Origin of the sequence: Methylobacterium brachiatum, from assembly GCF_020523825.1 — a bacterium.
GTDB classification, from domain to species: domain Bacteria; phylum Pseudomonadota; class Alphaproteobacteria; order Rhizobiales; family Beijerinckiaceae; genus Methylobacterium; species Methylobacterium brachiatum.
The window spans coordinates 16,178-33,479 of the sequence record NZ_JAJALK010000027.1 but is presented as its reverse complement, the minus strand read 5'-3'; the positions used below and the strand labels follow the sequence as shown (position 1 = coordinate 33,479).

At 64.7% G+C, this 17,302-nt stretch carries 21 protein-coding genes and 3 pseudogenes; 17 read left to right on the top strand and 7 right to left on the bottom strand.

Annotation, left to right across the window (positions count from 1 at the left end; all coding sequences use genetic code 11):
* Positions 1 to 49 precede the first annotated feature (49 nt).
* From LGR69_RS30160 to LGR69_RS32270, 4 genes are all read right to left on the bottom strand, one after another.
* Positions 50 to 481 carry a hypothetical protein gene (locus LGR69_RS30160; protein ID WP_007568927.1) on the bottom strand — a complete coding sequence of 144 codons (432 nt, stop codon included), beginning with the start codon at positions 479 to 481 and terminating at the stop codon, positions 50 to 52.
* Positions 481 to 1,116 carry a recombinase family protein gene (locus LGR69_RS30155; RefSeq protein ID WP_007568925.1) on the bottom strand — a complete coding sequence of 212 codons (636 nt, stop codon included), beginning with the start codon at positions 1,114 to 1,116 and terminating at the stop codon, positions 481 to 483. Before LGR69_RS30155 ends, LGR69_RS30160 begins: the two co-directional genes overlap by 1 nt.
* Before the next feature lie 174 nt (positions 1,117 to 1,290).
* Positions 1,291 to 1,518: a GDCCVxC domain-containing (seleno)protein gene (locus LGR69_RS30150; RefSeq protein ID WP_081497060.1), complete on the bottom strand. Its 228-nt coding sequence runs from the start codon at positions 1,516 to 1,518 to the stop codon at positions 1,291 to 1,293.
* A 5-nt stretch (positions 1,519 to 1,523) separates the two neighbouring features.
* Entirely contained in the window at positions 1,524 to 1,958 is a 435-nt protein-coding gene (locus LGR69_RS32270) for a mercuric transporter MerT family protein (protein WP_081497064.1), read from the bottom strand.
* A gap of 47 nt (positions 1,959 to 2,005) precedes the next feature.
* Here LGR69_RS32270 and LGR69_RS30145 point away from each other — a divergent pair, with 47 nt between their 5' ends.
* Positions 2,006 to 2,419: a MerR family transcriptional regulator gene (locus tag LGR69_RS30145; RefSeq protein WP_007568921.1), complete on the top strand. Its 414-nt coding sequence runs from the start codon at positions 2,006 to 2,008 to the stop codon at positions 2,417 to 2,419.
* A 276-nt stretch (positions 2,420 to 2,695) separates the two neighbouring features.
* Here the strand turns inward: LGR69_RS30145 and LGR69_RS30140 are convergent, their stop codons facing one another.
* A complete protein-coding gene (locus LGR69_RS30140; protein ID WP_007568919.1) occupies positions 2,696 to 3,361 on the bottom strand; it encodes an ArsR/SmtB family transcription factor in 666 nt (221 codons plus the stop codon).
* Between the two features lie 116 nt (positions 3,362 to 3,477).
* Here LGR69_RS30140 and LGR69_RS30135 point away from each other — a divergent pair, with 116 nt between their 5' ends.
* From LGR69_RS30135 to LGR69_RS30115, 5 genes and pseudogenes are all read left to right on the top strand, one after another.
* Positions 3,478 to 4,104, top strand: a complete 627-nt coding sequence (locus tag LGR69_RS30135; protein ID WP_007568917.1) for a class I SAM-dependent methyltransferase — start codon at positions 3,478 to 3,480, stop codon at positions 4,102 to 4,104.
* Positions 4,101 to 4,919, top strand: a complete 819-nt coding sequence (locus tag LGR69_RS30130) for a nucleoside phosphorylase (RefSeq protein WP_007568916.1) — start codon at positions 4,101 to 4,103, stop codon at positions 4,917 to 4,919. Before LGR69_RS30135 ends, LGR69_RS30130 begins: the two co-directional genes overlap by 4 nt.
* Positions 4,920 to 4,949: 30 nt before the next feature.
* Positions 4,950 to 5,756, top strand: a complete 807-nt coding sequence (locus LGR69_RS30125) for a class I SAM-dependent methyltransferase (protein WP_007568914.1) — start codon at positions 4,950 to 4,952, stop codon at positions 5,754 to 5,756.
* A gap of 139 nt (positions 5,757 to 5,895) precedes the next feature.
* A pseudogene (locus LGR69_RS30120) lies at positions 5,896 to 6,516 on the top strand (transposase); the annotation flags it as partial.
* 307 nt (positions 6,517 to 6,823) lie between these two features.
* The gene (locus LGR69_RS30115; RefSeq protein ID WP_007568910.1) at positions 6,824 to 7,984 is read left to right on the top strand and encodes a TDT family transporter; all 1,161 of its coding nucleotides are present in this window, start codon (positions 6,824 to 6,826) and stop codon (positions 7,982 to 7,984) included.
* Positions 7,985 to 8,002: 18 nt separating this feature from the next.
* Here LGR69_RS30115 and LGR69_RS30110 read toward each other — a convergent pair whose 3' ends face one another.
* Together LGR69_RS30110 and LGR69_RS32265 are read right to left on the bottom strand one after the other, a co-directional pair.
* Positions 8,003 to 8,146 carry a hypothetical protein gene (locus LGR69_RS30110; RefSeq protein WP_165486584.1) on the bottom strand — a complete coding sequence of 48 codons (144 nt, stop codon included), beginning with the start codon at positions 8,144 to 8,146 and terminating at the stop codon, positions 8,003 to 8,005.
* Positions 8,143 to 8,802 (bottom strand): uracil-DNA glycosylase, encoded by a 660-nt coding sequence (locus tag LGR69_RS32265; RefSeq protein ID WP_081497059.1) that lies wholly within the window; start codon positions 8,800 to 8,802, stop codon positions 8,143 to 8,145. Before LGR69_RS32265 ends, LGR69_RS30110 begins: the two co-directional genes overlap by 4 nt.
* Before the next feature lie 270 nt (positions 8,803 to 9,072).
* Here LGR69_RS32265 and LGR69_RS30105 point away from each other — a divergent pair.
* From LGR69_RS30105 to LGR69_RS30055, 11 genes and pseudogenes are all read left to right on the top strand, one after another.
* Positions 9,073 to 9,420, top strand: a pseudogene (locus LGR69_RS30105) (transposase family protein); the annotation flags it as partial.
* 409 nt (positions 9,421 to 9,829) lie between these two features.
* Positions 9,830 to 10,945 (top strand): YeiH family protein, encoded by a 1,116-nt coding sequence (locus tag LGR69_RS30100; protein WP_007568908.1) that lies wholly within the window; start codon positions 9,830 to 9,832, stop codon positions 10,943 to 10,945.
* Positions 10,946 to 11,541: 596 nt separating this feature from the next.
* Entirely contained in the window at positions 11,542 to 12,192 is a 651-nt protein-coding gene (locus tag LGR69_RS30095) for a thioredoxin domain-containing protein (RefSeq protein ID WP_230368354.1), read from the top strand.
* 103 nt (positions 12,193 to 12,295) lie between these two features.
* A pseudogene (locus tag LGR69_RS30090) lies at positions 12,296 to 12,511 on the top strand (hypothetical protein); the annotation flags it as partial.
* Between the two features lie 129 nt (positions 12,512 to 12,640).
* Complete coding sequence (locus tag LGR69_RS30085; RefSeq protein WP_007569004.1) at positions 12,641 to 12,781, top strand: hypothetical protein; 141 nt, start codon at positions 12,641 to 12,643, stop codon at positions 12,779 to 12,781.
* A 40-nt stretch (positions 12,782 to 12,821) separates the two neighbouring features.
* Positions 12,822 to 13,625 carry a thiosulfate dehydrogenase gene (gene tetH, locus LGR69_RS30080; protein ID WP_007569003.1) on the top strand — a complete coding sequence of 268 codons (804 nt, stop codon included), beginning with the start codon at positions 12,822 to 12,824 and terminating at the stop codon, positions 13,623 to 13,625.
* A 10-nt stretch (positions 13,626 to 13,635) separates the two neighbouring features.
* Complete coding sequence (locus tag LGR69_RS30075) at positions 13,636 to 14,610, top strand: molybdate ABC transporter substrate-binding protein (protein WP_007569002.1); 975 nt, start codon at positions 13,636 to 13,638, stop codon at positions 14,608 to 14,610.
* A 10-nt stretch (positions 14,611 to 14,620) separates the two neighbouring features.
* A complete protein-coding gene (locus LGR69_RS30070; RefSeq protein WP_007569001.1) occupies positions 14,621 to 14,926 on the top strand; it encodes a LysR family transcriptional regulator in 306 nt (101 codons plus the stop codon).
* A 497-nt stretch (positions 14,927 to 15,423) separates the two neighbouring features.
* Complete coding sequence (locus LGR69_RS30065; RefSeq protein ID WP_007569000.1) at positions 15,424 to 16,194, top strand: c-type cytochrome; 771 nt, start codon at positions 15,424 to 15,426, stop codon at positions 16,192 to 16,194.
* On the top strand, positions 16,191 to 17,144 hold the full coding sequence (locus LGR69_RS30060) for a c-type cytochrome (protein WP_007568999.1): 954 nt from the start codon (positions 16,191 to 16,193) through the stop codon (positions 17,142 to 17,144). Before LGR69_RS30065 ends, LGR69_RS30060 begins: the two co-directional genes overlap by 4 nt.
* A complete protein-coding gene (locus tag LGR69_RS30055; RefSeq protein ID WP_007568998.1) occupies positions 17,144 to 17,299 on the top strand; it encodes a hypothetical protein in 156 nt (51 codons plus the stop codon). Before LGR69_RS30060 ends, LGR69_RS30055 begins: the two co-directional genes overlap by 1 nt.
* Positions 17,300 to 17,302: the final 3 nt, after the last annotated feature.

Here is a 17,302-nt window from a genome sequence, read left to right as displayed (position 1 = left end):
TCGACTGGGCAGTGACGAGTTTTTGTTCGGAAAGGTCGGCGGCTCGCTATCAACCAGTTCCGCCGAACAAATCGCCTATCGCCTTACGGGCACGAAGGGTCACCCGCCTGCACCGCTGATGCTCCGGCCGATCGTGGTTCATGTGACACCGTTGGCAGAACGCCACGAGGTTGGCGTCTGTGTTGTCGGCTGTATCGTGGTTGCGATGTGCCGTCGCCAGCACTACGCGCGTCACCTTCACCAGTCCCGGCTCCATGCTCTCGGGAAGGGATAAGGCGCGACGCACGAAGCGACCTCGATCATCACGCCACCGCTCTGCTTCGGCATCCCACCATCTGCCGTCGCCTAGGTGCTGCACATCCTCCATGTGCGGCCGGCCGCATCCCTCGCACCGACCCTCTGCCCGCACGAAGCGGATCATGGCCGAGAGTTGCTTCCAGTCGATCGGGTAGAAGTAGCGATGCTCGCGACGGATCGGCATCAGTGACCCGCGTCCTGCATCAGGCCAGCCTTCACCCGCTTGGCGATCCGGGCAAGGGTCGAGCGGCTGCATCCGGTGGCGGCCTGGATCTGGCTCCAGGGCGAACCGGCTTTCAGCATGGCCGCGATGCCCTCATTCCGCTTCGTATCCTCCTGGCGGCCTCTGTATAGGCCCGCAGCCTTTGCCCGGGCCTGCCCTTGCGCCTGGCGACGGCGCCGATCGTCGTAATCCTTGCGGGCGACCGCCGCGAGGACATCGAGTAGCATGCCATTGATTGCCTGAAAGACCCGACCCGTGAACTCGTCGGCCGGCGTCGCCAGGCTCCAAGAGGTCGGCAGGTCGAGCGCCACGATCCGCACGCGCTTGGCGTCGATCTCCGCCCGGAGCTTCGTCCAATCGTCTGAGGTTAGGCGGGACAGGCGGTCGACCTGCTCGATCAGCAGCACGTCCCCCGGTCGGCAGTCCTTCAGAAGGCGGAAAAGTTCCGGCCGGGCCAGCGTCGCCCCGCTCTCGTTCTCGACATAGGCCGCCGCGATCGCCAGGCCGCGCTCATGCGCGAAGGCGTCGAGCTGCGCCCGCGCCCGGGTCGCGTCCTGTTCGGAGGTGGAAGCGCGCAAATAGGCGCGGACGAACATGAAACCCGCCAACCGGTTCGATTAGAATAGGTATCATGATAGTGGTTCGATTTGAATGGTCAAGCTGATTATATGAGACTGCTAATCGTCCAGTTCGATTGAGGCATACCCAAATCGAACCATGAGGATCGACTGCCTCGGGTGGGCAGCAGCTATGTTCGGTTGGGTTGGTCGCTATGATTCCGAGCAGCAGCGCGCAGGTTGTCCGCTCTCACGGGCCTCTTGGATCGGCGGACAGGGTACGTCGCCGAAGGAACAGAAGACGCAGCAGTCGCCTGCATTCGGGCGCAGGAGCGCACCGCATCCGGTGCACTCGTAGAAGAACTGGCATGCGTCGGTCGGCATCGTTTCCGTCGCCTGATGGCCGCAGCGGGGGCATGTGAGAGTGGACTGAAGCTGCATCCGCTTCACCGCATGGCCCTGAGCACCGCGGGCTCAAGGTAGGGTTCCCATACAAGCGCCAAGGCAACCAGCGCCGTCCCCATCCCGAGCAAGACAGCCGTGCGCCGTGATGGTCCGGTGCTGGCATATGGACCAGCCATGGCGCAGGCCGTTGCCCGGCGGCGGAAGAACAGCGCCCAGCCCACAAGGAGGGCCAGAGCGGCCCCGCCGAGCAGGAGCGGCCGTATGCTCGCCAACATCGTCAACCCGCCGAACACAGCCCCCGTCGCGCCGAGACCGGCGAGCGCCATCGGCAGGGCGCAGCAGGATGATGCCGCAAGCGCCCCCAGCCCGGCGACCGTGCCCAGCCCGGCAAACCAGCTCCCCGCAGGAACCGGCAGGCTGTCCCGCGGACGTGGGGCGGATCTCGCAGAGGCCGCTATGGATGGTGTGTCGGTCATGATCGTGCCACTCTGCATCCCGTAGCCACTACGGGATCAAGAGGAAAATGGTCACGGGTCCGCGCGGCCTCTCCATCGGGCAGCTTGCGGCGGCAGCCGGGGTCAATCTGGAGACGGTCCGCTACTACGAGCGCATCGGGCTCATGCCACCGCCTGCCCGCACCGGAGGCGGTCACCGGGCCTACGATTCGGCCCACGTCCAGCGCTTGGCGTTCATCCGTCACGCTCGCGCGTTGGGTTTCGGGATCGAGGATATCCGGGCCTTGCTGACGTTGGCCGCGCCCGGTCACCGATCCTGTGCCGAGGTCCGGGACATTGCCAGTGCGCACCTATCCGAGGTCCGCACCAAACTCGCCCATCTCGCACGGCTTGAGAGCATCCTGAGCAACACGATCGACCAGTGCAGCGGTACGCCGACGCCTGCCTGCCCGGTCCTCGATATGCTCGATGCTCCGATGTGATAGCCCAACCCTTTTGAAGGTCCGAATTAGGTTAGAGCAGCCGAGAATAGCGGTCCGTTAAAGGCGCATCCATAACGAACCGATGGTGCGAGTTGCGATCCGCATACCCTAATCGAGCCGTTTTGAGCGCACCCTTCTGCGCGATCGGGACTGTGTTCTGTCAAAGGCTTGTCGGGCAGGCTGCAACCGCGCGAAACCGTACCATTTTGCGCGATCAATATGTTGTGCTGGTCGCATAACGGATGCAGCGGACCGTAAGAGCCAGGACTAGAAGCGTTATGCGGCCTCAACCGGTAGCCCAGCAGCCTTCCACTCCGGAAAACCGTCCTCCAGCCGGTGCACCGTGAAGCCGCGCGCGCGGAGGACCGCGACCGTCTCGAACGACAGAACGCAGTACGGCCCCCGGCAGTAGGCAACCACCTCACGATCCGGCGGCAGCTCGTTTAATCGCTGCTCCAGTTCCGGCCAGGGGATGTTGAGCGCGCGCGGCAAATGCCCCAACCGGAACTCGCTTTCCGGGCGCACATCCAGCACCGTTACCAGCTCGCTTTCCAGGCGCTCGGTCAACTCGGACCGGGAGACCGGCTCCATCGCATCGCGGGCGCGGAAGTAGGCGGTCATCACCCGCTCGACCTCCGCCATATTGCGCTCGCCAACCTGGCTGAGAGCTTTCAGCAACGCGATCACCTCACCTTCCCCAGCCAGGCGGTAGAGCACACGCTTGCCGTCGCGGCGCGTCGCGACCAGGGAGGCCCGCCGCAGGATTTGCAGGTGCCGAGAGGCGTTGGCGAACGTCAGCGAGGCCCTTGCGGCCAACTCCTCCACGCTGCGCTCGCCCTGGCCCAGGTGCTCTAGGAGTTCCAATCGGTTCGCGTGACCGAGCGCCTGCGCGATTTCGGCCAGGCTGGCGAAGATCGCCTGTTTCGGTCCCACACTTGACACGACACCTCTCAACGTCAGAACATTCAGCAGAACGATTGAATGAGTTTGAGCCTCTCAAGGGAGGAGGACAAGTCTATGAGGAAGCAACGCATTTTGCGAGCCGGATGGTAGCCGCCATGGACGCGGAGGACCGTCGCACTCATTGGCAACGCACCTACACCGCCAAGGGCGAGCGCGAGGTGAGCTGGTTTCAGGACAGCCCCCAGCCGTCTCTCGACCTTATCACGCAGGCTGCTGCCTCTCCGGAAGCCGCCATCGTGGACCTGGGCGGGGGGGCGTCATGCCTCGCGGACGCCCTCTTGGAGCGCGGCTTTCAAAACATCACCGTAGTTGACCTGTCCGAAGCAGCCCTGACCGCTGCAAAGGCGCGAATGGGCGAGGCGGCCGGGCGTATCTGCTGGATCGCCGCCGACGTGACCACTTGGGAGCCACCGCAGACCTATGACGTGTGGCACGACCGGGCGACGTTCCATTTTCTAGTCGAGGAGGTCGACCGGGTGGCGTACCTGTCCCGCCTGCGGCGCTTTCTCAAACCCGGAGGGCACGCCGTTATGGCGACTTTCGTGCCGGACGGACCGGAGCGGTGCAGCGGCCTGCCGGTAGCGCGCTACGACGCCGACAGCCTCGCCCGAACCCTGGGCCCCGCGTTCGTGCCCGTAAGCGCTCAGCAGCACACCCACACCACCCCTTGGGGTGCGCTGCAGCAGTTCCAGTTCAGCGTGTTCCGGCACGTCTCCGCATGAATGGCATGAGCAATCACAACCTCCGCGCCCTCCCGCCGATCCTGCGCGACAAGCACCCCAAGGCCGCGTCCGCATTCACGCCGCAAAACCTCCTACGCGAGGCGCGCCGCCAGAAAGACCTTCCCGATACCCCCGTACCCGAGGTCTGCATCCTCGACCCGGACGGCGATATGGTCCGCTACCTGCGCGCCACCGGCCGCGCCCGGCCCGTTGATGGGTGGGCCTGCTATCATAGCGAGATGGACTGCTTCGAGCAGGGCGGGCGCGAGTACGGCATCATCGGCTGTGCCGTTGGCGCGTCCTATGCTGTTCTGGTGGCGGAGCAGATGTTCGCCTCAGGCTGCCGCCTGCTCGTCAGCATCACCTCGTCCGGGCAGATCACCGCCTTGCGGCCCCCGCCGTATTTCATCCTGATCGAGCGGGCGTTGCGCGACGAGGGCACCAGCTACCACTACTTGCCGGCCGATGATTACGCCGAAGCCGATCCGACCCTGATGGCGGCGATCAGTCCAGCCTTGGCAAACGTAGGGGAGCCGGTCGAGCGCGGGGCGACCTGGACCACCGATGCGCCCTACCGCGAGACCGCCGAGGCGATCACCGCTGCGCGAGCGGCGGGCATCCTGGCGGTCGAAATGGAGGCGGCAGCGCTCTACGCCTTCGCCCAGGCGCGTGCGAAGGCCGTGCTGTGCTTCGCGCACGTCACCAACCAGATGGGCCAGGCCGGGGATTTCGAGAAAGGCGAGGCTAACGGAGCCACCGCTTCCCTCGCCCTGGTTCATGCCGTCGCGGACGCTTGGCTGTACGCCGAGCGATAGCGCGCCGGTTCCTCACATCCGGAGGCTACCATGAGCAGTATCCAGCCCCACAACGAGAAGCCGGCCGGCGTCTGGAACTCCGGCGGCGGACGTTATGACGAGATCAGCCGGGGCATCGCCGACAGCATCGAGCATTGCGTGCTGCGTCTCGACCCCAAGCCCGGTGAAAAGATCCTTGACCTGGCGACCGGCACCGGCTGGACCTCGCGCCTGGTCGCCAAGCGCGGGGCTCAGGTGATCGGCGCGGACATCAGCGCCGACCTGATCGCGTTTGCGACCCAGCGTGCCACAGAGGAAGGGCTATCCATCACCTATCAGACCGGCGACGCTGAGAAGCTGCCTTTTGCGGACGGCGAGTTCGATGCGGTGATTTCCACCTGTGGTGTGATGTTCGCCAGCCGCCCGGAGGCCGCAGCAGCTGAGCTGGCACGGGTCTGCCGCAAGGGCGGGCGCATCGCGCTTACCACCTGGCTCTCGGACAGCAACCTGTTCAAGATGTTCATGGTGATGAAGCCCTACATGTCACCGCCGCCCACTCCGGCCCCGCCCTCGCCATTCGAGTGGGGCCGCACGGAGCGGATCGAGAAGCTGTTAGGCAGGGATTTCGACCTCGCTTTCGAAAAGGGCGTGTCGTTCTACCGGGAACCGAACGCCGAGGCGGCGTGGGAGACGTTCTCCAACGGCTACGGCCCGACCAAGGCCCTCGCCGTCAGCCTGGACGAGAGTCGCCGCGCGGAACTGCGCCGAGATTTCATCGCCTTCCATGAGGGGTTCTCAACTCCGCTTGGAATTTGCGTGCCCCGTGAATATTGGGTCACGCGCGGCATCCGGCGCTAAGGAGAACCAGGTGCCTTGACTTGCTCCGCAAGAGTGGAGAGCTCTTTTCCTGGAGGAGGAGGAGGGTTCCGATGGCAGACCGGAAGCAAACCTTTACCCCTGAGTTTCGTGCTGAGGCGGTGCGATTGGCGCAGACGAGCGTGCGGTCCTGCGCGGCGAGCGTACCGACGTCTTCCAGGTCCGACAAAGCTCGCTCGACGCCTATCTGCCTTGGCTCGATGCCCAGTGGGAGGCTGGCAGCCGCAACGCGACGGAGCTTTGGCGCAGGGCGAAAGAACAGGGCTTCCGAGGATCGCTGCGCGTGGTTGGGAAATGGGCGACGCGGCGTCGACGCGCCGAGCAGGCCAAGATCGAACGGCTGCAGCGCGTGCCGTCGGCACGAACCCTGGCGCGATGGCTGACGACGGGTCGCGACCGCTTGACCAGGGCGGAGACGCTGACCGTGGCCCCCGTCGAGGGCAGTGTGCCGGCGCTGGTGGAGGCGCGCGAGATGGTGAGCGCTTTCCAGACGATGGTCCGACCGATGGCACCGGATAGGCTCGAAGGGTGGCTCACGCGTGCTGGCACAGGCCTCGTCGCATCGTTCGCCCGCGGCGTGGGTCAGGACAAACCTGCGGTTCTGGCGGCGATCACGTTGCCATGGTCAAACGGCCAGACTGAAGGGCAGATCACCAAACTCAAGCTGGTGAAGCGTCAGATGTACGGCCGCGGCAAGATTGACCTGCTGCAAGCTCGCCTGATCGGCCTCACGCCTCCATGATCAGCGAGATTGCGTCAGAGCCCTTATTCCACGCCTAATCACATTGTTGTCGACATAAATGCGAGAGGGACGGTTCGAATGACAGTGCTAAGCGTGTATTTTATAAATTTAATTTTGTTCATGTTAGATCGCGTTGTGTGGCGATGTAAGGAACCTATGCGTCGTCAAGTGTTTGGTCTAACAGTGTAATATGCTTAAAATGATCTATAAAATAGATTGATCGGATCGTTCGCAAGAATGGTACGGTGCATACCGTTGCCTGGTGCTAGTGGACCTTGCGGCATGTACTTGGCTGCGGAGTCATCCTTTGTCCGATCCCGACCTGCTAGCCATAAGCTCTGGCCTGAAGCCTCTATCACGGCTCCAGCATCCGCACGACGTGATCCGGCAGTTCACGCCGAACTGGTTCACGGTGGTGATGGGCACGGGAGTTGTGGCGCTCGCGCTCGATCGGTTGTCGGCCATGCATGCGGTGCTTGCCGCCGTTTCGTTCGGCCTCTGGGTCGCGGCGGGTGCCATCTTTGCGGCCTGCTGTCTACTCTACGCGGCGCGCTGGATCTTCTTCTTCAAGGAGGCAAGCCGGATCTTCGGCGACTCGACTGTGTCGATGTTCTTCGGCGCTATTCCAATGTCGTTGGCAACGTTGCTCAACGGCCTCCTGAACTTCGGGCCGAACTGTCTCGGTCTCGCGCCGGCGGACATCGTGCTGCCACTGTGGTGGCTTGACGTTGCGCTCTCGGTGATCTGCGCGGTGGCGATCCCCTACCTGATGTTCACGCGTCAAGAGCATCGCATCGACCAGATGACAGCCGTGTGGCTGCTACCGGTCGTCGCCGCGGAGGTCGTCGCGGTCACCGGCGGATTGCTCGCGCCAGTGCTGTCCGATCCTAGCCAACAGCTCGCGGTAATCGTCACGAGCTTCGTGCTTTGGGGCGTCTCGGTGCCGCTCGCTTTGAGCATTTTGGCGATCCTAGTGCTGCGCATGGCGCTGCACAACCTACCGCCACGCGAGATGGCCGCATCCAGCTGGCTGTCGCTCGGCCCGCTCGGAACGGGTGCGCTCGGCCTGCTGGTGCTTGGACAAACTGGAGGAAATATCCTCGCCGGCCACGGCCTTCCCGCTGCGCCCGACACGCTACGGCTCGTCGGCCTGATCGGCGCATTGATCCTGTGGGGCTACGGCGCATGGTGGCTGCAGCTCTCACTTGCGGTGACTGTGCAGTATGTCCGTGCCGGCGTGCCGTTCAATCTAGGCTGGTGGGGCTACATCTTCCCGCTCGGCGTCTACAGCCTCGCAACTTTGCAGCTCGGCGACACGGTAGGCGTGAGCGGCTTCGCATGGCTCGGTGCACTCCTTGTCATGCTGCTCGGTCTGATCTGGGTCGTCGTGGCCGCTCTGACCCTGCGCGGCGCCTACCGGGGCGAGCTCTTCGTCGCGCCCTGCCTCGCCGCAAAGTCGCCTCACTGAGCGGCGCGCGCGTCGCCGTCAGACGTTAATGATCCAAACCCAGGCCGCACCGACACCCGCGATCGTCAGAATCATCGTCGCGAGCAGCACCCAGCGCATGCGATTGGACGTCTCGCCTTGCCGTGCCTGATCGACGGTCTCGACGATGCGCTTCTCGGTCATTCAATGGCCCCGCTGCGTAACGCTCTCTGTTTAATGTCCGGGGCGCCGGTGGGTTGCGCCGACCTTCGACTAACGGCACTTACTTCCATGAAAGCGCGCTCGAGGCGAGCGAACGCGGTTTGATCTGCAGCCAGATTTGCCGGGCTTGGATGCGGTGCCATAAAGACGATCGGCACGCGTTCTTGCACCCGATCGGCCAGGGTGCTTGCTTCAGCTCCCAGAAGGACCACCGCCTCCAGTCGAGGCAATAGTTCGAGCAGATCGGGAAGAACTGCACGAGCCGCCGCCCTATCGTGTGCGGAAGGCACGCCGAGGGTCCGCCCCCTGCGCAGGAGGATCCATGGTACCGCGTTCCAGAGCACGCTTTCACGGCGCGGAATTCCTGCGGCCGCAAAAAGCCGTCTTAAAGTTCTCGCTGTGCCCGTCGGATTGTCTCGCGAGGTAAATCGAATCGGTGCCAAGCTCGGCCCCGGGGTTGCAAGGAGAAACAGCAGCCGGGCGTCGACCCCACCGTCGAACGGATCGAAGTGTGGGACCTCTCCGTGCGACGCGCGCAAAGTTTCTGCATAAGCTTCTAACCGCGTGATATGTGCCGAGCCGAGCGCTGCGATGCGCTCAGCGATCGCGGAGGAGCTGTCCAGTAGTCGCTCGGTCATGCACTTGGATACCGATGTGATTACGCAAGCATGAGAAGGACCCTTTACGGCGTTCCGGCGAAGGCACGAAGAAAGAGGGCAACGCTCGCAACGCCGCCGGGCGAGAGCAGCATGAACCAGCAGAACCGGATGGCCAAGCCTGGGGTCTGTTCGAGCTTATACCGATGTTGCATCGTGTTCCACTAATCCTCCCTCGGCATCGTGGTTCTCCCGCACTTTGCATGGAACGGTCGCGGTGAGGGGGATGGCACGGGCTGATTCACTAGGGGGATGATCCTGTCCTCTTCCCTGCCGGGCTGCACCATCGAGTGCGTCATCCGGAACGACGGTCGTCTTGTTGTCTTCGCCCAGGCGCGACGTGTGCATGGGCGTTGCTCAACCTGTGGCACGACCAGCTCTGCCGTTCACAGCCGCTATGAACGCTGCCCGGCCGATCTACCGAGCGTCGGTCAGCCCATGACGCTGCGTCTGCGCATCCGACGCTTCTACTGCCATTATCGTGCCTGCCGCCGTCGCACCTTCGCTGAGTCACTCCCGCAGCTGATGCCGCCGCGAGCATGCCGGACGCGCCGCCTTGCACAGGCCCAGACTCGCATCGGGCTTACCGCCGAGGGCGAGCCCGTGGACTACAAGCGGGGTCAACTCCAACATGGCGCGAAGCCATACCTCACGGAGGACCACTTCCCAGGGGGCAGGCCACGCGAGGGGGCGGCCAGCGGAAGAAAAAAACGCTTGCGAGGCACTGCACAATTTGAGGCCTACATCGTAGCAATAATTGCTCGCTACAATTATTGTAAGCCAAAAGATTACTATTTGGATTGATCCGACCATTGACATGTCAGAAATAATTCGCTGGGTTCTCGGTGCCATTTCTTATCTTACCTCCATCGGAACCGTTGCCGGATTGAGGCGAACTCGAACACGAAAGAGTATCCATCGAATCAAACGAACAGAATAATCTCATTAATGAGTTGGACTGATTGCTCGTCGGGATGTGAGGTAGGCCGCAGACGAAAGGCCAAAATTCATGTCCGCCGCCCCATCACTCGTCTCGTCGAAAGTTCACAACTCCTCTGTCGGACAGCAATTCGTGGGATGGATCCGCCGTGTGGGACCTGGCCTGCTGCTCTGTCTCGTCGTCACGGGCATCGCGATCGGGCTCGAGTATGTCGAGACCGATCTGCTTGGCCGGGCTTGGCTCGAGGCTTTGGTGCTGGCTATCCTCCTCGGTACGGCTATCCGCACCATTTGGACGCCCTCGTCACGTTGGCGATACGGCATCGCCTTCTCGGCCAAGACGCTCCTCGAAATCGCCGTCGTGCTCCTCGGCGCGTCCTTGAGCGTTGGCACCATCGTCGCGGCCGGCCCGGCCCTACTAATCGGCATCGCTGCCGTTGTGGCGATAGCGATTGCAGTCAGCTACGGCCTCGGTAGAGCTTTCGGCCTTCCGCGTCGCATGGCGGTGCTGGTGGCCTGTGGTAACTCGATCTGCGGCAACTCAGCCATCGCCGCCGTCGCCCCTGTAGTTGGTGCGGACAGCGAAGATGTGGCGGCCTCGATCGCCTTTACCGCCGTGCTCGGCGTACTCGTGGTGCTTGGCCTGCCCATCCTCGTTCCACTCCTGCACTTAACGAACATGCAGTACGGCGTGCTCGCCGGCCTGACAGTCTATGCGGTGCCGCAGGTGCTGGCCGCCACTGCTTCTGTGGCTGCGCTCAGCGTGCAGATCGGCACGCTCGTCAAGCTTGTGCGTGTGCTGATGCTCGGCCCCGTAGTTCTCATGCTGTCCATGCTGGCAAGCCGGCTGCGCGAGGAGACCGATGAACCTGCCCCCGATGTCACGGCGGGCGACCGGCCGGCGCCGGGCCGCGTCGCGATCCACCGTTTGGTTCCCTGGTTCATCCTCGCCTTCCTAGGCATGGCAGGCCTACGCTCTCTTGGCCTGATCCCGCAGGTCATGCTCGTCCCGATCGCCACAGTGGCCACCATGCTTACCATCGTCTCGATGGCGGCGCTGGGCCTCGGTGTCGACGTGAGGGTCGTGGCCCAGGCCGGTGGGCGGGTCACAGCTGCAGTCACGCTCTCCCTGTTGGCTTTGGCCGCGATCAGCCTCTGCCTGATCCATCTGATAGGTATCACGTGAGCCAGACCGTTAGATCCGATGCCCGTAGTGCCCGGGGGCAATCGCATCCTCGAACCGCTTCAGGTATCCCTTTCCCTCACCGCCGCCGCGGTGGCCATCACAGGCGGCAGTCTGTTGTTCGAGCACGGCCTGGGCTACCTGCCCAGCTAGCTATGCCTGATCGAGCGCCAGCTCTACTAGACGGCAATGCTCGTGGCAGCTGGAGCAACGATCCTGCCCCGCATACGCCTCTAGCTGCCGAGCGCGGCACTACTCGTGTTCCTGCTAAAGACATGTCTCGGTATCTACCACGCACGCGCGGAACAGGGGCATGGCCCGATGCCGCCGATTGCATTGGATCTGGCGACCCTGTCGCAAGGCCAGTAGACGTACTCCTACAATATCGATCGAATGCCAATCGTCAGCTTCACCGAGGCAGCGTGGCTTTTTCTCGACTTTTCAATGGCTGGCTGAAACGCTGTGCTTTTACTAGGCTTTTAGCATAACTCGCCTCGTATGATCTGCGCATGACAGCCGATAGCGCTATTAAAATCTGTGACAACAACCATCGCTATTCTAGAAAGATGATTATGATGAAAATCTTTGGGGATTCTATGATGATGTCTCGACGGGATGCCATGCGGATCGGCGGTTTTGCCCTGAGTGCGACGGTGACGCTGCCTCAGCTGGCAGGCCTCGCTCAAGCTGCGACCCCCTCCATACCATTGGCAGACCTGATGCGACCGGGGCCGCTTAACGACCTATGGCTCGGTCCTGAAACTGCAAAGTGCACCATCATCGAGTATGCCTCGCTGACGTGTTCCCACTGCGCCCAATTCCATACCGAGACCTGGCCGAAGCTCAAGGAGGAGTACGTCGACAAAGGCCTCGTGCGTTTCACCTTACGCGACTTTCCGCTTGATCCACTTGCAACTGCAGGCTCCATGCTGGCACGAGCCGATAATGGAGTCAGATACTATCCAGTTAGCAATCTGCTCTTTGAGCATCAGCGTGACTGGGCCTTTGTAGACAAGCCACTCGACGCGTTACAGGTTATGATGCGCCAAGCCGGCTTTTCACAAGCGAAGTTCGAAGCGACACTGAAAGATCAGAGCCTTTACGAGGCAATCAACACCGCGAAAGACCGAGCTTACAAAACTTTCAAAGTCGACTCGACGCCATTTTTTTTCATCAACGGCGCCCCACTGCCGGGTGCTCTTTCGTTTGCTGATTTGGAAAAGATCATCAAACCAATTATCGGCTCCTGAGACGAGCGCATGCCGAGTGATAAATGATCGAATGCTTGATTGAGATATTCACTGTCAGCCCTCGTAAAAGGGACTAGCAGGAATTTGGGTGAATGGTCCCGCCCTCCGTTCGGCCGGGCTGATCCCGCAGGCGGCGCTCCATCCGATCGCCGCGACCGCCGACGTGCTCACCATCGTCTCGATGGCGGCGCTCGGGTTGGGCGTCGATGTGCGCAGCGTCGCGGGTGCCGGCGCCCGGGTGACGCTGGCGGTGGTCGCCTCGCTCGTCGCGCTGACCGCGGTCAGCCTCGGCCTGATCCGCATCCTCGGCATCGCCTGACCCGAGTTATCGAAAATACAGAACGAAACGTGCTGAACAAACCGTTTTTCAGAACGGCAAGGGAAGTCCATCTTGAACCCAAGGCGGTCGATCGAAGGAGCCGGGACCGCCGATCCGGAGGAGGGGGCCATGACCGAGCCGGCCATCATCGAGACCGCCGAGCAGGCCCGCGAGGGCGAGACCAGCGGGCACATGCGCTGGGTCTTCCTGTGGAGCCTCGCCCTGTCCATCGCGGCCATCGCCATCGCCGGCCTCGCCATCGTCGGCTGACCGCCGACGCCCCGATCCCGATCCAGCAGGAGGATACAACATGACGTTCAAGACCGGACGGCGCGGAGCGCTGCAGATTCTCGGCCTCGGCCTCGCCGCGGGAGCGGCGGGCGGCACGGCCCTCACGCCGGCGGCGGCCCGGGCCGCGAGCCCCGACAAGCCCCCCCTGGTCGAGGCCGGGGCGGGCGACCTGCGCGCCTTGATGGAGCGCCTCGCCAAGGCGCCGCGGCGGCGCGACTTCAAGACCGTGCCGATGATTCTCACCAAGACCGAGGAGTGGGACCACGAGGCGCTCACGGAGGTGATGGCCTACAGACCCAAACCGAAGCAGGTCTGGGACAACACCGACATCGCCAGCCCCTGGCTCAACCTGATGCGCAACGCGCTGAACGCGCAGGTCTGGTCGTTCCGCCACCCGGACTTCCTCGCGGTCTCGGCGACCCACGGCACGGCCCACCTCGCGCTCTACGACCAGGAGACCTGGGACAAATACAAGCTCGCCGACCTCGCCGGGCCGAAGTTCAAGTCGAACACCCTGATCGTCGAGGGCAAGGCGGCCTCGGCCGACCCGAAGAACTTCGAGGATCCGGCCGGCGTGTTCTCGCCCGAGGACAACGCGATCCCGGTTCTGATGCGGCGCGGCGTGGTGTTCACCTCCTGTCACAACGCGATCTGGGAGGAGGCCGGCGGCCTGATCGCCAAGGGCGTCAACCCGGACAAGCTCAGCCACGAGGCGCTCGCGGCCGAGCTGACCAACCATCTCATCCCCGGCGTGATCCTCACGCCCGGCGCCGTCGGCACGCTGCCCGAGCTGCAGCAGGCCGGTTTTCACTACGCGAAGTGAGGAGGGCTCGATGCACCATTTCCACAAAGCGATGCTCGCCGGCTGCGCCGTCGCCCTCGCGCTGTCCTCCGCCGCGCGGGCCGAGGACGCGAAGGGCCCACCCGGCCCGTTCCCACCTTGGCAGCACGGCGACAACAACGACGCCACGCCCCGCGGTCTGCCGTTCACCGTGCCCGAGGTCGACGTGCTCGCCGACTTCCACGGCAGCCTGGACGATCCGAAGCTCGTGCTGTTCGTGGGCGGCAACTACTTCTTCGCGATGGCGCCGCTGGTGAAGGCGTTCGAGGCGAGCCACCCGGAGTACAAGGGTCGGATCTTCTGGGAGACGATCCCGCCGGGCCTGCTCGTCAAGCAGATCGAGGCGGGCGGTACCGTCACGGTCGGCAACATGACCTTCACGGTCAAGCCCGACGCCTATTTCGCCGGGCTCAAGAAGGTCGAGGCGCTGATCCACGAGGGTAAGCTCGTCGGGCCGGCGGTGCCCTACGTGACCAACACGCTGACCATCATGGTGCCCAAGGACAACCCGGCGGGCGTGAAGGGTCTGTCTGATCTCGGCAAACCGGGCATCCGGCTCGCGATGCCCAACCCCGAGTTCGAGGGCATCGCGCGGCAGATCAAGATGTCGCTGGCCAAGGCGGGCGGGAAGGATCTGGAGACAGCGGTCTACGACACCAAGGTCAAGGACGGCTCGACGATCCTCACGCATATCCACCATCGCCAGACGCCGCTGTTCCTGATGCAGGGCCGGGCACAGGCCGGCGTGACGTGGCAGTCCGAGGCGCTGTTCCAGCAGCAGGTCGGCAATCCCATCGGCCACGTCGACATCCCGGACGCGGACAACGCCACGGCCGTCTACGCCGGCGCCGAGGTGAAGGGAGCGGCCCATCCCGAAGCGGCCAAGGCGTGGCTCGCCTTCATCCGGTCTCCCGACGCCCTGCAGATTTTCGAGCGGTACGGCTTCAAGCCGTACCTCGGCGGTTGAGGAGGCGGCGATGGGAGGCAGGATCATGACCCTGCACCAGCTTCGCGTCTTCGTGGCGGTGGCCGAGCGGGAGCACCTGACGCAGGCCGCGGCGGCGCTGCACGCGGCACCCTCCGCCGTCAGCGCCTCGATCGCCGCGTTGGAGACCGAGTACGGGCTGTCGCTGTTCGACCGAGCCGGGCGCGGCCTGCGCCTGACGCCGCACGGCACGGTGATGCTGGAGGAAGCCCGCGGGGTTCTGACGCGGGCCGACGCCGCTCGGGCGCGACTCGCGACGCTGCGGGCCGGGTCGGGCACAGGGGAGGCGTCGCCGTGAGCGGCACGCCGCGCCCGAGCCGACCCGGCGGATCGGCGGCCGTGCGGTCAACCACAGGTGTACGGCCAGCCCAGACACTACCGGTGTCACGCGGCGATCACGTTCAGACAGGACCGACAGCTTATGATCGGCACACCGTGCTCGTTCCACCGTGTGCGACGGACCTTATGGTTGTCGCTCGCGACCTCGGCGCTCGCTGTCCCGGCACCGACGATGGCGGCACCGGCCTGCTCCCCGGGTTATCGGACGGTGGGGGCGGCCTGCCGGTCGATCCACGCCAGAGCCGACCTGGATCGCCGGACGGAAACCCACGGTCCTACGGGCCCTCAGGGGGAGTGCCCGCCGGGCCTGAAGCAGGTGGCCGGGACATGCCTTCAAGCGTGTCCGGGGGGCTACGAGGACCGCGGGGCGACTTGTCTTTATCGCAACCAGTCGAACTGACGCGCGATGGGTCGTCGCCACCGCTGGCGGCGGGTTGCAGCGTTCGGATCAAACGAATGGACCGCAACACGGCGAAAGCTCACACACACGTGATGACAGGCTGCTCGAATACGTCTGCGTGGTGGGGCTTCGTGGGCATTCGCGGCTGGATGTCTCGCGCAGGCCTCGCCCTGACGCTCGCGCTCCTCGCCCCTGCGCCAGTCTTCGCGGGGGACGATCCGGCTACCGGCGCGACCGTCGCGATGCAGCCCGGTTCTTCCGGACGGCCGGCCTGCGCCGCCTGCCACGGCGCCGACGGCGCCGGACAGGCGGACGTGGGCATCCCACGGCTGGCCGGACTCCACGCCTCCTACATCGCCGACCAACTCGGCCACTTCGCCACGGGGGTACGCGCCAACGCGATCATGGCCCCCTACGCCGCCTCGCTCTCGGCCGATGAGCGCCGGGCCGTCGCTGAGTATTTTGCGGCCCTGCCCATCCCCGCACCGGTCGATCCGATCCCGGAGCCGGTCGCCAAGCTCGATCGCGGCATGGCCCTGTTCCAGCGCGGGGACGCGCGCACAGGCCTGATCGCTTGTACCCAGTGCCACGGCCCGAACGGCGTCGGCGTCGGCAGCTTCACGCCGCGGCTGGCCGGCCAGTCCGGCCCCTACATCGCCGAGCAACTCCATCGCTGGCGCGCTGGCGACATCCGCGATCCGCGCGGCGCATACATGCGGGCGATCGCCGCGCGCCTGTCCCCGGCCGACATCGAGGCGGTGGCCGCCTACGCAGCCGGCCTGAAAACGGGCGAGACGATCGAAAACACGGCGGGAGGGAAGCCATGAGGTTCATGCAAGCGGCCGCGACCGCCTGCGCCGTCTCGGCCCTGGCCGTGGCGGGGCTGGCCGCGGAGACGGCGTGGTTCCCGCGTGCGGCCGGGGCAACGGAGACGCCGGCGCCCTTCACGCCGCCGGCCGAGGACGCGATTCCCGCCGGCAAGTTCGGCGACGAAGTCCGGCTGGGCGAGCAGATCTTCCGCGAGCCGGGGGAACACGCGGCCGCCTATGTCGGCAACGACCTGCGCTGCTCGAACTGCCACCTCGACGCCGGGCGGCTGGCCGGCTCGGCGCCGATGTGGGCGGCCTACGTCTCCTATCCCGCCTACCGGTCCAAGAACGGTCATGTGAACTCGTTCCAGGAGCGCCTGCAGGGTTGCTTCCGTTACAGCATGAACGGGAAAGTGCCCCCGCTCGGCGACCCGGTGCTCGTCGCCCTGGAAAGCTACTCCTTCTTCCTCGCCAAAGGCCTGCCGACCGGCGAGAAGCCCGAAGGCCGCGGTTTCCCCGCGCTCCCTAAGCCCGCGCTGGCGCCGGACTACGCCCGCGGCGCGCAGGTCTATGCCGAGAACTGCGCCGCCTGCCACGGAGCCGACGGGCTCGGCCAGTCGGCCGACGGCAAGGTTGTGTTCCCGCCGCTCTGGGGTCCGCGCTCGTTCAACTGGGGCGCCGGCATGGGCTCGATCAAGAACGCCGCCGAGTTCATCCACGCCAACATGCCGCTGGGCATGGGCGGGACGTTGACGCCGCAGCAATCCTGGGACGTGGCGACCTACATCGACAGCCAGGTCCGCCCGCAGGATCCGCGCTTCACCGGCGACGTGGCCGAGACGCGTGCCAAGTTCCACGACAACCCGAACTCCATGTACGGCCGCACGGTCGACGGCGCCGTGCTCGGCGATCCGAAGGTGACGCCCCCGGCTGGCACCGTCCCGGCCTCCAAGGCGGAGCACAAGTGATGAGCGGAGAGGGTATTCCTCCGTCGCCCGCGGAGGAGTCCGCCCCGACCGAACCCGTGCGGCCGGTCGGCACCTGGGTTGTGGCGGCCTTCCTGGTCGCCTCGATCGTCGTCGTCTGGTGCCTGGCGGCGCTGGTCTTCCATACCCGGAGCTGAGAA